15 protein-coding genes are annotated in these 15018 nt (G+C 66.6%); 6 read left to right on the top strand and 9 right to left on the bottom strand.

All coding sequences use genetic code 11. The features are described from left to right. Positions 1-1143: a DNA-processing protein DprA gene (dprA, locus tag IVA79_RS05545; protein ID WP_247550837.1), complete on the bottom strand. Its 1143-nt coding sequence runs from the start codon at positions 1141-1143 to the stop codon at positions 1-3. 91 nt (positions 1144-1234) lie between these two features. On the opposite strand from dprA, the gene IVA79_RS05540 reads away from it, so the two are divergent. After that, the gene (locus IVA79_RS05540) at positions 1235-2479 is read left to right on the top strand and encodes an amidase (protein WP_247550836.1); all 1245 of its coding nucleotides are present in this window, start codon (positions 1235-1237) and stop codon (positions 2477-2479) included. Here the strand turns inward: IVA79_RS05540 and IVA79_RS05535 are convergent. The 4 genes from IVA79_RS05535 to IVA79_RS05520 form a co-directional block, all read right to left on the bottom strand. Further along, a complete protein-coding gene (locus IVA79_RS05535) occupies positions 2471-3655 on the bottom strand; it encodes a patatin-like phospholipase family protein (RefSeq protein ID WP_247550835.1) in 1185 nt (394 codons plus the stop codon). The two genes, IVA79_RS05540 and IVA79_RS05535, sit on opposite strands and share 9 nt — an antisense overlap. A 175-nt stretch (positions 3656-3830) precedes the next feature. Further along, on the bottom strand, positions 3831-4427 hold the full coding sequence (plsY, locus tag IVA79_RS05530; RefSeq protein WP_247550834.1) for a glycerol-3-phosphate 1-O-acyltransferase PlsY: 597 nt from the start codon (positions 4425-4427) through the stop codon (positions 3831-3833). Between the two features lie 47 nt (positions 4428-4474). Beyond that, positions 4475-5776: a dihydroorotase gene (locus IVA79_RS05525; protein WP_247551433.1), complete on the bottom strand. Its 1302-nt coding sequence runs from the start codon at positions 5774-5776 to the stop codon at positions 4475-4477. A gap of 5 nt (positions 5777-5781) precedes the next feature. Next, entirely contained in the window at positions 5782-6729 is a 948-nt protein-coding gene (locus IVA79_RS05520) for an aspartate carbamoyltransferase catalytic subunit (protein WP_028135931.1), read from the bottom strand. Positions 6730-6978: 249 nt separating this feature from the next. Between IVA79_RS05520 and IVA79_RS05515 the strand changes: the two genes are divergently transcribed. From IVA79_RS05515 to IVA79_RS05505, 3 genes are read left to right on the top strand one after another with little or no spacing between them, the layout of a single operon-like run. After that, a complete protein-coding gene (locus tag IVA79_RS05515; RefSeq protein WP_247550833.1) occupies positions 6979-7728 on the top strand; it encodes a M15 family metallopeptidase in 750 nt (249 codons plus the stop codon). Positions 7729-7746: 18 nt separating this feature from the next. Then, complete coding sequence (locus IVA79_RS05510; protein WP_247550832.1) at positions 7747-9390, top strand: isovaleryl-CoA dehydrogenase; 1644 nt, start codon at positions 7747-7749, stop codon at positions 9388-9390. 23 nt (positions 9391-9413) lie between these two features. Continuing rightward, a complete protein-coding gene (locus IVA79_RS05505; RefSeq protein WP_247551431.1) occupies positions 9414-10178 on the top strand; it encodes a type II CAAX endopeptidase family protein in 765 nt (254 codons plus the stop codon). Here the strand turns inward: IVA79_RS05505 and IVA79_RS05500 are convergent. After that, positions 10175-11098: an AEC family transporter gene (locus tag IVA79_RS05500; RefSeq protein WP_247550831.1), complete on the bottom strand. Its 924-nt coding sequence runs from the start codon at positions 11096-11098 to the stop codon at positions 10175-10177. The two genes, IVA79_RS05505 and IVA79_RS05500, sit on opposite strands and share 4 nt — an antisense overlap. Before the next feature lie 3 nt (positions 11099-11101). Beyond that, positions 11102-11593, bottom strand: a complete 492-nt coding sequence (ruvX, locus tag IVA79_RS05495) for a Holliday junction resolvase RuvX (RefSeq protein ID WP_247550830.1) — start codon at positions 11591-11593, stop codon at positions 11102-11104. Between the two features lie 47 nt (positions 11594-11640). On the opposite strand from ruvX, the gene IVA79_RS05490 reads away from it, so the two are divergent. Continuing rightward, positions 11641-11856 (top strand): hypothetical protein, encoded by a 216-nt coding sequence (locus IVA79_RS05490; RefSeq protein WP_247550829.1) that lies wholly within the window; start codon positions 11641-11643, stop codon positions 11854-11856. Between the two features lie 45 nt (positions 11857-11901). Here the strand turns inward: IVA79_RS05490 and IVA79_RS05485 are convergent, their stop codons facing one another. Then, entirely contained in the window at positions 11902-12837 is a 936-nt protein-coding gene (locus IVA79_RS05485; RefSeq protein ID WP_247550828.1) for a cyclase family protein, read from the bottom strand. Between the two features lie 208 nt (positions 12838-13045). Continuing rightward, positions 13046-13936, bottom strand: coding sequence for a LysR family transcriptional regulator (locus tag IVA79_RS05480; RefSeq protein WP_247550827.1), 891 nt, complete (start codon positions 13934-13936; stop codon positions 13046-13048). A gap of 95 nt (positions 13937-14031) precedes the next feature. On the opposite strand from IVA79_RS05480, the gene IVA79_RS05475 reads away from it, so the two are divergent. After that, on the top strand, positions 14032-15009 hold the full coding sequence (locus IVA79_RS05475) for a nitronate monooxygenase (protein WP_247550826.1): 978 nt from the start codon (positions 14032-14034) through the stop codon (positions 15007-15009). Positions 15010-15018: the final 9 nt, after the last annotated feature.

The raw sequence follows: 15018 nt of genomic DNA, 5'->3' as shown, positions 1-15018 counted from the left end.
CTAGAGCAAGGAAACGAGACCGCCGCCGTGGCGTTCGAGCCGTCCCGCCAGCTCGAGCTCCAGCAGCACGGTGCGCACGATCGCAGGCGAGGCGCCCGACATCCGCACGAGGTCGTCGATCGTCACAGGGGCGGGCCCGAGCAGGCCGGTGATCTGGTCGCGGTCGTGGCCTTGCGGATCGCTCTCGAACGGTTCGCTGTCGGGCTCTTCAGCAGGACTCATCAGCGGCCGCTCCATGATCGGCTGGACCGCGTTGACGATGTCGGCGGCTTCCGTGACGAGTGTTGCGCCCTGCTTGATCAGATCGTTGGCGCCGGCGGCGCGCGGATCGAGCGGCGAGCCCGGCACCGCGAACACCTCGCGGCCCTGTTCGGCCGCCATGCGCGCGGTGATCAGCGAGCCCGAGCGGTGCGCGGCTTCCACCACGACCACGCCGAGCGAGGCGCCGGAGATCAGGCGGTTGCGGCGGGGGAAGTCGCGGGCGCGCGGCTCGTGGCCGAGCGGCATCTCGGAGATCGCGGCGCCCGCGTGGTCGAGGATCGCTGCGAGCAAGTCACCATGCTCAGGCGGATAGATGCAATCATGCCCACCGGCGAGCACGGCAATCGTGCCGCTCTCGACGCTCGCGCGATGCGCGGCCTGATCGACGCCGCGGGCGAGGCCGGAGATGACCACGAAGCCGGCCTCGCCGAGCTCGCGCGCGAGCTGGCCAGCAAATTTCAGCCCGGCGCCGGAGGCATTGCGCGAGCCGACGATCGCGATCATCGGCCGCATCAGGGTCTTGGTGTCGCCGCGCACCGCGAGCAGCGGCGGCGCATCGTCGATCATCGCCAGCCGCGCCGGATAGCCGTCCTCGCCGGGGGCGACCCAGGTGACGCCGAATTTGCGGCTCGCGGCAAGCTCGGCCTTGGCTTCATCGGCGCTACAGATGCGCCCGGATCGCTGCGCACCGCCACGGCGCGCCAGATCCGGCAGCCGCTCCAGCGCGGCGCGCGCCGTGCCGAAATGATCGACCAGCGAGCGGAAGGTGCGCGGCCCCACGTTGTCGGAGCGGATCAGCCGCAGGCGGTCGATCCGTTCAGCCTCGGTCAGCTCTACGCTTGGATTGATGGCGTCCACGGCGTCTCCTTGCAGGCACAGCATGGAACAACCTGAGGGCGTTGCGCAACAGGGTCGTGTGCTTGCGCGACTTCGCCCCGATGCTAAAAGCGATGCCAATAAGAAGGATGTTGCCATGATCTCGCTCGCCGACCTCCAGCGCCGCATCGAAGCCGGCGAGTTGTCGCCCGATGCTGCCATTGCCCAGTCGCATGCGGCGATCGAGGCCAAGGAGAAGGACGTCCGTGCCTTCGTCCGTCACGACAAGTCGGCAAGAGCGCAAGCCTCCGGTCCGCTGCGCGGCATCGCGGTTGGCATCAAGGACATCATCGACACCGCCAACATGCCAACCGAGATGGGCTCGGACATCTATCGCGGCTGGCAGCCGCGCGCCGATGCGCCTGTCGTCATGATGCTGAAGCGGGCAGGCGCCACCATCATCGGCAAGACCACGACCACAGCCTTCGCCTCGCGCGATCCGACCCCGACGCTCAATCCGCATAATCTCGGCCATTCGCCGGGTGGCTCGTCCTCGGGCTCGGCGGCGGCGGTCGGCGCCGGCATGATCCCGCTGGCGCTGGGCACCCAGACCGGCGGCTCGGTGATCCGGCCCGCCGCCTATTGCGGCACCGCTGCGATCAAGCCGTCGTTCCGCATGCTGCCGACGGTCGGCGTCAAATGCTATTCTTGGGCGCTGGACACGGTCGGCCTGTTCGGCGCGCGCGCGGAGGATCTCGCGCGCGGACTTTTGGCGATGACGGGCCGCAGCGAATTTTCCGGCATCGCGCCGGCGAAGTCGCCGCGCATCGGCGTGGTCAGGCAGGAGTTCGCAGGCGCCGTGGAGCCGGCGGCGGAGGAGGGTTTGCAAGCCGCGATCAAAGTGGCCGAGCGCGCCGGCGCCATCGTGCAGACGATCGACCTGCCCGAGGCGGTGCAGGAGGCCTGGCGCATTCACCCCATCGTCCAGGATTTCGAGGCGCATCGCGCGCTGGCCTGGGAGTTTTCGGAGCGTCACGACGAGATCGCGCCGATGCTGCGGGCAAGCCTCGATGCAACGGCCCACCTGACGCCGAAGGAATATGACGAGGCGCGCCGGATCAGCCGTCGCGGCCGCCGCGAGCTCGGCGAGCTGTTCGAGGGCGTCGACGTGCTCCTGACCTATTCGGCGCCGGGCACGGCGCCGGCCAAGAAGCTCGCGACCACAGGCGATCCCCGCTACAACCGGCTCTGGACCTTGATGGGCAATCCTTGCGTCAACGTGCCGGTGCTGAAGGTGGGTGGCCTGCCGATCGGCGTGCAAGTGATCGCGCGCTTCGGCAACGACGCGCATGCGCTGGCGACGGCGTGGTTCCTGGAGGACGCGCTGGCGAAGTCAGGCTAGCGCCGGTTCGGCCGTGGGCAATTTGCGTTGGGCCTCGCTGCTCGTCGCGCCTTGCCCGAGCCAGCGCTCGGCGGCTGCGCGGCCGCTTCGGTGCAGCAGCCGAATGAAGCCGCGGCCGAGATCGGTCGATGAGCGCTGCGCCAGGCCGTCAACGGAGTCTTCTGCCGCGATCCTGGTGAGCCGCAGCGAAGATGCTGCGTGCGACTGCGCCCATGCGATTCCCGCGATCTCGGCATTGAGCGCGGCGTTGGCTGCGATCTGGTCGAGCCGGCGGTCGATCGCGGCAAGCGTGATCGGCACGTAGCTGTCGCGCGCCGGCGTGACCTGGACGAGCAGGACGTCGGAGGTCGTCGTCTCCTGCGCCAGCCGCAGCAGGGGCGGATTGCCGCCGAGACCGCCGTCCCAATAGGCTTCGCCGTCGATCTCGACGGCGCAGTGAACCAGCGGCGGGCAGGTCGAGGCCAGCACGACGTCGGCGGTGAGGGCGTCGTTGCGGAAGATCTGCTGCTGCCCGTCGCGGATCCGCGTCGCCGCGATCAGCAGCTTTGGACAGCGGGCGCCGTGCAATGCGGAAAAGTCGATGTCGCGCGACAGCGCCTGCCTGAGCGGATCGAGATCGAACGGATCGAACTGGCCCGAGCGCAAGGTCGGACCGAACGCGACCGAGCTTCCCGCCGGCGAGAAGCCGCCGACCAACATCAGCGAGCGGAACGAGGCCTCGTGCATCAGGCGGAGCCAGAACCGGCTCAGCCGGCTCCGTGCAGCTTCGCGGCCGCCTTCCGCGAGGCCAGAGGCGAGCAGGAGCGCATTGATGGCGCCGGCACTGGCGCCGCTGATCGTGTCGATCTCGATCGGCTCTTCCAGCAGCCGCTCCAGCACGCCCCAGGTGAAGGCGGCAAAGGTGCCGCCGCCCTGCAGGGCCAGTGACAGTCTTCGTGGCGGCCATGGGTCGGGGCGCGGCGGCGCTGATGCAGACGAGACGACCGCAGGTCGGACCTCGGCCGCGACAGGTGCGAGGGGGGCAGGTGCGGGCGCTGGCGGCGAAACGGCAGTGGGCTTTGGTGCAGATGGCGGTGCGGGTCCATCGGACCAGATATTGGTCATCGACAGCAGCCGGCTTGCCGCAGTGCCGTGCGATCCAGCTTCGTCTTGAGTGCCGTCGTACTTCTCGCTCATTCTGAGCAACCGCGTAACGCCATTTGGTCTGTCAGAATGACAGGCGTGGAACCTGTTCGCCACTCCCAACCGCGAGTCAGCGGCGAGTTGCGAACAGGATTTGGCATATAATGCAGAAGGGCGGCTTCGGTATCCCCCCGCTTTAGAAGCTGCCGCGACGCTCTTCGTGACGCGACTAAGCCTTCTCGCCGATCCGGCTTTCCTTGCCGCCTTGCAACCGCTTGATGTTCTCGCGATGCGCGTAGAACAGGAGCAGCGTCAGCACGGCGAACAATGCTGCGAGTGCGAGGTGCCCGAACCACCACAGGAACATCGGCGTGATGAACGCCGCCACCAGCGCCGACAGCGATGAGTAGCGGGTGGTGAAGGCGGTCGCCAGCCAAAGCAGGCAGAACACCACCATGCCGGGCCAGAACAGGCCGAGCAGGACGCCGATATAGGTCGCGACACCCTTGCCGCCTTTGAATTTGAGCCAGACCGGGAAGAGATGGCCGAGGAAGGCGCCGAGCCCGGCCACCATGGCGGCGTTGGGACCGGCAAGGTAGCCCGCGATCACCACCGCCGCTGTGCCCTTGAGCGCATCGAGCAGCAGTGTGCCGGCGGCAAGGCCCTTGTTCCCGGTGCGCAGAACGTTGGTGGCGCCGATACTGCCGGAGCCGATCGCGCGGATATCCTGTGTGCCGGCGAGCCTGGTGAGAACCAGGCCGAACGGAATCGAGCCGAAGAGGTAGCCGATGACGAGTGCCACCGGCAGGAAAGCTTCAAGCCCCATGGCGGCTGCTCCAAAGGCTGGATCTCCATGCCGAACGATCTCGGATGTCAGACATGCTCGTACACCGTGCGTCCCCCGACAATGGTGCGCACCACGCGGCCTGTAAAGCGGGCCTCGTCGAACGGGGTGTTCTTGCAGGGCGATTTGAGGTCGGCGGGATCGACCACCCAGGGCACGTCGGGGTCGATCACGATGACGTCGGCCGGGCTGCCGGCGCGCAAGGTTCCGGCTGCTAACCCGAGCAACTCCGCCGGGCGGGTCGACATCGCCCGGATCAGCGTTTTCAGGTCCAGCTCGCCATTGTGCACGAGGCGCAGGCCCGCGGGCAGCATGGTTTCCAGGCCGACGGCGCCGGGCGCGGCTTCCGCGAACGGCAGCCGTTTGACCTCGACGTCCTGCGGATTGTGGTCGGACATGATGACGTCGAGGAGGCCGGAGGCGATTGCGGCCACCAGCGCCCGGCGGTCGTTCTCGGTGCGCAGTGGCGGTGACAGCTTCAGGAAGGAACGGTAGGGGCCGATGTCGTTCTCGTTCAACGCAAGATGGTTGATCGAGACCGAGGCGCTGACGGCGAGCCCGGCATCGCGGGCGCGCTGCAGGATCTCGAGCGACTCGATGCAGGTCAGCGAGGCCGCGTGATAGCGGCCGCCGGTCAGCGCCACGAGGCGCATGTCGCGTTCGAGCATCACCGCCTCGGCGGCATTCGGGATGCCCATCAGGCCGAGCCGCGATGCGAACTCGCCCTCGTTCATCACGCCCTCGCCGACGAGATCGGGGTCCTCGGTGTAGTGGACGATCAGCGCGTCGAAATCCCGCGCATAGGTCAGCGCGCGGCGCATCACCTGCGCATTGGTCACGCTTCTGGCGCTGTCGCCGAAGGCGACGGCGCCCGCGGCCTTGAGCAGGCCGAACTCGGTCATCTCCTCGCCGTGCATGCCCTTGGTGAGGGCGGCCATCGGCTGGATGTTGACGATGGCGGTGTCGCGGGCGCGGCGCATCACGAAGTCGACGGTCGCCGAATTGTCGATCACCGGCAACGTGTCGGGCTGGCAGATGATGGTGGTGATGCCGCCGGTCGCAGCCGCCTGGCTCGCGGTGGCGAAGGTCTCGCGATGGCTGAAGCCGGGCTCGCCGACGAAGGCGCGCATGTCGATCAGGCCGGGCGCGACGACCTTGCCAGAGCAGTTGACGATGTCGGTGCCCTCGGGGACGCCGGCAGCGCCAATGCCGCGACGGGTCTCGCGGATGATGCCATCGGCGATGAGGACGTCGCCGACACCGTCGAAATCCCTGGAGGGATCGACGACGCGGGCGTTGGCGAGCAGGATGGGGCGGCGATCGATCAACATCGGCATCACGCGTTCGGCAGGTTACGGGCGAGCGCTTCCAGCACCGCCATGCGTACGGCGACGCCCATCTCCACCTGTTCGCGGATCAGGGACTGGGCGCCGTCGGCCACGATCGAGTCGATCTCGACGCCGCGGTTCATGGGGCCGGGATGCATCACGAGAGCATCAGGCTTGGCGTAGGCGAGCTTCTTCTGGTCGAGCCCGAAATAGTGGAAATATTCGGACGACGACGGCACGAAGGAGCCGTTCATGCGCTCGCGCTGGAGCCGCAGCATCATGACGATGTCGGCGCCGTTGAGACCCTCGCGCATGTCGCGCGCGACCTCGACGCCCATCCGCTCGATGCCGGGCGGCAACAATGTGGTGGGGCCGACCACGCGGACGCGGGCGCCCATCGTGTTGAGCAGGATGATGTTGGAGCGGGCGACGCGCGAATGCAGCACGTCGCCGCAGATCGCGACCACCAGCCCTTCGATCCGGCCCTTGTTGCGGCGGATGGTGAGCGCGTCGAGCAAGGCCTGCGTCGGATGCTCATGCGCGCCGTCGCCGGCATTGATCACGGAACCGTCAACCTTGCGCGCCAGCAGTTCCACCGCGCCGGAAGCGTGATGCCGCATCACCAGGATGTCCGGATGCATCGCGTTCAGCGTCATCGCGGTGTCGATCAGCGTCTCGCCCTTCTTCATGGACGAGGAGGACACCGACATGTTCATCACGTCCGCGCCGAGCCGCTTTCCCGCGAGCTCGAACGAGGACTGGGTCCGGGTGGAGGCCTCGAAGAAGAGGTTCACCTGCGTCCGTCCCCGCAGGACGGTGCGTTTCTTGTCAACCTGACGGTTGAGCTCGACATATTCTTCGGACAGGTCGAGGAGGCCGGTGATATCGGCCGCGGAAAGGCCCTCGATGCCCAGCAAATGCCGGTGGCCGAGGACGAAGGTCGATTTCGATGTCATTAAAAGCAGAGCTATAGGGGGGGATGGCGGGGGGAGCAAGGGGCAATGGCGAGGAAGTGAGTTATCCCCTGATCTGTCGGCGCGGGTGGCGCGACGTCATCCTCTCCGTCATGCCCGGGCGTAGCCGTCCAAAGGACGGCGTCGCTTCCGCTTGCCAATGTCCCGGGCATCCACGTTCTTCTATCGCATTTGACGTAAAAGTACGTGGATGGCCGGGATAAGCCCGGCCAAAACGATGTGGGGGCTTTCGTGAAGACAGTTCTAACTGTGCTCTTGGCCGCAGCAACAATCTCCTCTGCCCACGCCCGGCCACTCCCCGGCGGCTTCGTTTACTTGCGCGACATCGATCCCAGCATCATCCAGGACATCCGCTACGCCACGTCGAACAATTTCGTCGGCCGTCCGCTCGCCGGCTACGGCGCCGGAGAGTGCGTGGTCAAAAGGGAGGTGGGGCTGCGGCTGAAGGCGGTGCAGGAGGAACTGGCGGGGCAAAACCTGTCGCTCAAAATGTTCGACTGTTACCGGCCGGCGCGGGCCTCGCTCGACATGGTCAAGTGGTCGCAGAACGGCCACGAGACCGCGGCCGAGCGGCGCTACAATCCGAAGATCCCGAAGACCGAGCTGTTCCGCCTTGGCTACATCGCGAGCCGTTCGCAGCATTCCACCGGCGCAGCGCTCGATCTCACTTTGGTCGATCTCAAAGCCGACAATTCCGCCAAATATGATCCGTCAAAGCCCTATGCCGATTGCACCGCGCCGGTCGCGGCGCGCGTACCGGAAGGCAGCGTCGACATGGGCACCGGCTACGACTGCACCGATACCAAAGCCCATACCGCTGTAACGTCGATCACACCGGAGCAGCGCGCCTGGCGCAAGCGGCTGGTGGCTGCGATGGCCAGGCAAGGCTTTGTGAACTATTCGAAGGAGTGGTGGCATTTTTCCCTGCCGGGGGCCGGTGGGGCAGCCTATGATTTCCCGATCCAGCCGCGCCGGAACTAAAGTCCGCCGAGGAACCTGATGACCCAGCCGAGCTTTGCGACCCACGAGGTCTTCAATCAATCGCCCCCGTTCGAGGATATCGACCTGTTCACCGTGGACCAGCCGCTGGTCGAGGCGGTCAAGGCCAATGGCGGCGCGGCGGCTGAACGCGAGCTGTCCCAGTTCGGCAAGCAATGGGGCTCGGCTGCGATGGCCGACCGCGGGCGCGCCGCGAACGAGAACACGCCGAAACTGCGCAGCTTCGATGCCAAAGGCAATCGCCGCGACCAGGTCGAGTTTCACCCCGCCTATCACGAGCTGATGGCGCACTCTGCGCACGCCGGCGTGCACAATTCGACGTGGACGGCGGATGGAAAGCCTGCGGGCGATGCTGCCGAAGTCATTCGTGCGGCAAAATTCTACATCGCCGCGCAAGTTGAGACCGGCCACCTCTGTCCGATCACGATGACGCGCGCCTCGGTCGGTGCGCTGGCGATGCAGCCGGACCTGCTCGCGCGCGTGATGCCGGTGCTGTCGACCAGGAGCTACGACCCGAGCTTTGCGCCGTGGTGGGAGAAGCGCGGCATGACCCTCGGCATGGGCATGACCGAGAAGCAGGGCGGCACCGACGTGCGCGCCAACATGACCCGCGCGGTGCGCGAGGGCGAGGCCTATCGCATCACCGGCCATAAATGGTTCATGTCGGCGCCGATGTGCGATGCGTTCCTGGTGCTGGCGCAGGCCGAGGGCGGACTAACCTGTTTCTTCATGCCGCGCTTCGCGCCGGATGGCTCGGTGAATGCGATCCAGTTCCAGCGGCTGAAGGACAAGCTCGGCAATCGCTCCAATGCCTCCTCGGAAGTCGAGTTCGTCGGTGCTTACGCCGAACGGATCGGCGAGGAGGGCAAGGGCATCCGCACCATCATCCAGATGGTGCAGCTGACGCGGCAGGATTGCGCGATCGCCTCCGTCGGCTTGATGCGTTCGGGCCTCGCCCATGCGCTGCATCACGCCCGTCACCGCAGCGTGTTCCAGAAGCATCTCGCCGACCAGCCGCTGATGCAGGCCGTGCTGTCGGACATGGCGCTGCATGTGGAGGCGAGCACGGCGCTGGTGATGCGGCTCTGCCGCGCCTTCGATCGCATGCCGCACGATGCGGCCGAGGCCGCTTATATGCGGCTGCTGACGCCGGCGATCAAATACTGGACCTGCAAGAGCGCGCCGCCGTTCCTATACGAAGCCATGGAATGCCTCGGCGGCAATGGCTATGTCGAGGACGGCATTCTGGCGCGCCACTATCGGGAGGCGCCGGTCAACGCGATCTGGGAGGGCTCGGGCAACGTGATGTGCCTCGACGTGCTCCGCGCGCTCTCACGCGAGCCGGAGGCTGCGATGGCGGTGCTGCAATCGCTCACGGCCGAAACGAAGGGTCTGCCGGGGGCTGGTGAGGCCGTCGCGTTCATCGGCAAGACTTTCCGGCGCGCCGATGGCGAGCGCGTCGCGCGCCTTGCCGTCGAGAACCTGGCATTGCTGGCCGCCGCTGCGGCGTTGAACGGCGTGTCCCCGCGCCATGCCGAGCTGTTCGCTGCCACGCGTCTCGCGGCCAATCACGCCAGCATGTACGGCGCGGTCGAGCTGGACAGCGGCGACGTGCGCGCGCTGCTGGCGCGGGCGCTGCCATGAGCCTCCCCAACGAAAGCCTCTTGATGGATTCCCTCAATCCCGATCATCTGCCGCTCATCGAGACTCCCGCCAGCCCACGCGTCTGGAAGTTCTGGGGCACGGCGCTGTGGGGCCTCTTCATCTTCGTCGCGATGTTCGTTGGGCAGATCGGCGCGGTCGTATTGCTGGCAGCGCTGCGCGGTCTTCCCATGGATCTCGCCTCGGTCCAGCTCGTCGGTCACGAGCCCCAGACGCTCGCGCTCTCGGTCATCATGGGCCTGCCGGCGACGCTTCTTGCGGTGTGGCTCGCCATCCGCATCAAGAAGGCCTCCTTCATCGACTATCTCGCGCTGCATTGGCCGTCGTGGAAGCAGCTGCTGTTCGGCGCCGTCGGCCTCATCCTGATCGTGCTGGTCTGGGAAACGATGTCGCGCGCGCTCGGCCGCGAGGCGACGCCGGGCTTCATGACCGACCTGCTGAAATCCGGTCGCGACAAGGGCGCGGCGCTGTTGCTTCTGTTCGCCTTCAGCGTGGCCGCGCCGATGTCGGAAGAGACTCTGGCGCGCGGCTTCCTGTTCCGTGGCTGGTCGACGAGCTTCCTGCGGATACCTGGCGCGATCCTGTTGTCGTCGCTGGTCTGGACGATCGTGCACCTGCAATACGACATGTACTTCCTCGCCGAGGTCTTCTGCATCGGCCTGTGGTTCGGCTACATGCGTTATCGCGCCAATTCGCTCTGGCTGACGATCGTGCTGCACGCGCTGAACAATCTGACAGCGGTGGTGCTGACGATGTGGCTGGGGAGCTAGGCCACCAGCGCGATCGCGATCGGCATCGTGATCGCGGCCAAAATCGTCTGCAGCGTGATGATCTGCGCCAGCAGCGGCGCATCGCCGCCCATCTGGCGTGCCAGGACATAGGCGCTCGACGAGGTCGGGACGGCGGAGCAGATCGCGACGATTGCGAGGCTCTCGCCCGACAGGGCGAACCAGACGGCGAGAGCGAGGGCGATTGCCGGCATCAGCACCAGCTTGAAAGCGACGCCGATTGCGGCGCCAGCGCTCGGGCGCAGCAGGCCTTCCAGATGCAGCCCTGCGCCGGTGACGAGCAGGCCGATCGCGAGCGAGGAGCGGCTGAGCGCGTCCGCCACCTCATGCCAGAGTTTTGGCAACGGCAGGTGGGCGACATTGACCAGGAGCCCGATCGCGCAGGCCCAGATCAGGGGATTGCGCACCAAGGTCAGGACGATGGCGCGGCCGGATTGCTTTTCGGGCGCGGCATAATGGGCGAGCACCGCGACGCTGAACACATTGACCAGGGGGATGATCGCGACCATGGCCACCGAGGCGAGCGCCAGCCCGACATCGCCGAACATGTTGGCGCAGACGGACAGCCCGACGAAGGTCTGCCAGCGCGTCGCGCCCTGGAAGATCGAGGTGAAGGCGGGACCGTCGATGCCGAGCCGCGAAAGGGCCGGGCGGAGCGCGAGGCAGAGCAGCGACATCGCGAGCGCCGACAGCAGCAGCGCGCCGCCGACGCCGGCGACTGGCACCTTGGAGAGGTCGGCCTTCACCAGCGTCTGGATCAGCAGCATCGGAAACAGCACGAAATAGGTCAGCCGCTCCAGCCCGTGCCATTGCGTGTCGAGCCGCATCAGGCTGCGCTTCAGCACCACGCCGAGCACGATGAGAATGAACACCGGCAGCAGCGCCGCAATCACGACGGCCATGGATCAGTCAGTCCCCGGGCCGGCGCGAAGATTGGCGAGGCGGTCGAGCGCGCCCTGCAGGATGAAGATCGCGGCATGCTCGTCGATCACCTCGGCGCGCTTGGCGCGGCTGACATCCATGCCGATCAGCTCGCGCTCGACCGCCGCGGTCGAGAGGCGCTCGTCCCAGAGGCCGATGGGCAGGGCGGTCAGGCCGGCGAGATTGCGGGCGAAGGCGCGGGTGGATTGCGCGCGCGGGCCCTCGCTGCCGTCCATGTTGATGGGCAGGCCCAGCACGAAGCCGGCCGCCTTGCGCTCGGCCGCAATTGCGAGAAGGCGGGCGGCATCCTGCTTGAACGCCTTGCGCTGGATCGTTTCGACGCCGGTCGCAAGCCGCCGGTCCGGGTCGGACACGGCAACGCCGATGGTCTTGGTGCCGAGGTCGAGCCCGACCAGCGCGCCGCGCGCGGGCCAGTGGGTTGCAGCATCGACGAGAGGCAGGATAAGAGCCGGCATGGATTTAGCGCATATCATGCGTCGCGCTGCGGAGTGAACCCCGGAACATGGATGCGCTGACATTATTCGGCCTGTTCGCCGTCACGGCGATGCTGGTCTGTTATGCGATGGAAGACCGCAGCCATTGGTTCGTGCTGCTGTTTGCGGCGTCCTGCGGACTAGGCTCGGCCTACGGTTTTCTCCAGGGCGCCTGGCCGTTCGGCCTGGTCGAAGCGATCTGGGCCGTCGTGGCGCTGCGGCGGTGGCAGCTCAGGCCGCGGTAAGGAGGGGACGGGCGAGGCATGAGACGCCTCGCCCGGGGTAGCACATCAGCGGATCGCGATCGGGTTGATCATCGCCTGCACGCCGCCGGTCCAACGCGGCTGTCCCAGCACGAACAGGAATTCGTAGCCCTTGTCCCGGGCCAGCGCGGCGGTGTCCATGTTTTCGAGGATGTAGGTCCCGTTCATCGCGAGCAGGATCTGGTGCACCTCGAACACGTTTTTGGATTCGAACGGCAGCACTTCGAGCGCCCAGGTGTCGGCGCCGATGGCGACGACGCCCTTGCCGGTGAGGTACTTCGCGCCTTCGACGCCGAGACCGGGCTCGCCGGCCGAGTAGCGCTTGTCATCCTTGCCGATCAGGCTGAGCCAGCCGGTGTGGAAGATGACGACGTCGCCTTGCCGGATCTCGACGTTCTGCTGCTTGGCGGCTTCCTCGATTTCCTTGACGTTGAAGGCGGTGCCTTCCTTGACCACGTCGGTCTTGAAGTAGGCGGCCATGTCGAGCAGCACGCCGCGCGTGACCATTGGCGGCACTTTTTCGATGCCGAGCTTCTTCAGTCCGTTCGGATCGGCGAAATCAGCCAGCTTGTTGCCGTTGTAATAGACGTGCTCGACGCCGAGATGTCCGAGTCCGTCGAGCTGGCTGCCGATACCGACCCAGGTGTCGAGGATGTCGTCGTTGTAGGTCGCCTTGTTGGGACCGAGACCCGGGCTGCCGGCCTGTCCGGGCTGCACGATGGTGAGCTTGAATGCGCGCGGCGGATAGGCCGGCGTTTGCGGCGTGACGGGAATGCCGAGTGCGTAGGTCTTGCCGGTCTTCACCAGCGAGGCGGCCTTCACAACGATTTCGGGCGTCATGTAGTTGGCGGCGCCGATCTCGTCGTTCGGCCCCCATTTCGATTTGGTCCAGTCCTGTGCGCTTGCAGTTCCAGATATCGCCGACAACGCAGCGACGCAGCACAACACGAGCGTATTGCGCATCGATAGTCCTCCCACTGTTTTTGCCGATGTTAGGCTTGGTTATGGTTTTGCGCTGGCCAGTGACGCATCGTAACGCAGAAGGCGCGCGCGCTTCAAAATGATTCAACGCGCTGCGCTGCGAGGGCTCAACGGAGCGCAGCGCGCGATCGATTCAAATACGACAGATTTGTGACAGTGAATTTCGCGCGATGGAACGAAGCGTCGCGCGTCAAGCGGCGATGACGTCCTCGTCGGATTTCAGGCAGTCGGCAAAACCGCTCAGCGCGCTGGTTCGATGTCCGGCACAGCGTTGGATGAAGAGCGTCTCGACGCGCGCATGCGAGGCGCTCAACGTATGGATCGAGACGCTTCCATTCATGGCGCTGCGTTCGACGACCGCACGCGGCAATAGCGTCACGCCCATGTCGGCGGCGACGCAGCCGATCATGCCGTCGAGCGTGCCGAGCTCGAAACGTGCGGCCGAAGGCCAGCCGAACTCGACGAAGATCTGCTCGAGCCGTTGGCGGTAGGTGCAGCCGGTGCGGAACACCAGCGCGGTCGGGCCGGACTCCGGCGTGCCGGCGCGCAGCTCGGCAAGCGAAGTCCAGCGCCGCGCGCTGACCAGCACCAGCTCCTCGCGGAAGGCGCTTGTCGCGATGAGGTCGTCATGCGCGATCGGACCGGCGACGAAGGCACCGTCGAGCGCACCTTCGAGCACGGCTGCGACGAGGTCGGCCGTCGGCGCGGTGCGCAAGGAGAGCCGCACGGCGGGAAAGCGGCGGTGGAAATCGGCGAGCAGCGGCGGCAGCCGCACCGCCGCGGTCGTCTCCATCGAGCCGATCGCAAGTGGTCCCTTTGGCTCGCCATCGTCGCGCGCGGCCAGCACGGCCTCGCGCGACAACGCGGCCATCCGCTGTGCATAGGGCAGGAGGCGCTTGCCGGCGCCGGTCAGCGTCATGCCGCGGCTATGGCGTTCGAACAGCGCCGTGCCGATCTCCGCCTCCAACGCCTTCACGCGCTGGGTGACGTTCGACTGCACCGTGTTCAGCTCCTCCGCGGCGCGGGTGATGCCGCCGGCCCGGGCGACGGCGGCAAAGGTCTTGAGGTCGCCGAGTTCCATGGTCCGTTTCTCTTTTGAGATGGCAGAGTTCTGTAGAATTCAATTTTGAAGAATGTTATTCGCGCCTAATCTTCCTGTCCAGAGTGGGAGAACCCATGCCGATCGCCACGCCGCTGACGGAGATGCTCGGGATCAGGCATCCAATCCTGTCGGCCCCCATGGATACGATCGCGGGCAGCCGGCTGACCCGCGCTGTCAGCGAGGCCGGCGGATTCGGCATCCTGGGTGGCGGATACGGCGACCGCGCCCGGCTTCAGACAGAGGCCGCAGGGCTGAAGGGCCTTGAGCCGTTCGGTATCGGCTTCATCACCTGGAGCCTGGCAAAACAGGCCGAACTGCTCGACATCGCGCTCGACGCTAGCCCGCGGGCCATCATGCTGTCATTCGGCGATCCCGCGCCGTTCGCGCCGCGGGTCAAGGCGGCCGGCGCGCGATTGATCTGCCAGGTGCAGAGCGAGGACATGGCCAAGCAGGCGCTCGATGCCGGCGCGGAGATCCTGATCGCGCAGGGCACCGAAGCCGGCGGCCATGGCGCATCGCGCACCACGGTCGACATCGTGCCCGCGATGGTCGATCTCGCGGCCGGACGCGTGCCTGTTGTCGCGGCCGGCGGGATCGCCGACGGAAGGGGCCTTGCCGCCATGATGATGCTGGGCGCGTCCGGCGTGCTGATCGGCACGCGCTTCTATGCGAGCGTGGAGGCCAACGGCGCGCAGGAGGCCAAGGAGCGCATTCGCATGGCCAGCAGCAACGACACGGTGCGCGGCGTTGTCGCTGACTGGTCGCGCAGCCTGTTCTGGCCGGCCCCGTTTACGGCACGAACGCTGGTCAACGAACACATCAGGCGCTGGACCGGCCGTGAGATCGAGCTGATGCAAAGGGCGGGCGAGGTTGCCAAGGAATATGCTGCGGCGAAGGCCGCGGGCAATTTTGAGGTCGCCGCTGTCTTTGCCGGCGAGGCGGTCGGGCTGATCCATGATATTCCGCCCGCCGCCGAGATCGTCGAACGGATTGCGACGGAGGCGGAGCAACTGCTGACCGGCCGGCGTAATTCCATCGCACCGCTTGCCTGAACCACGAGA

Source organism: Bradyrhizobium sp. 138, from assembly GCF_023074075.1.
Lineage (GTDB): Bacteria > Pseudomonadota > Alphaproteobacteria > Rhizobiales > Xanthobacteraceae > Bradyrhizobium.
This window is presented reverse-complemented; position numbering and strand designations above follow the sequence as displayed.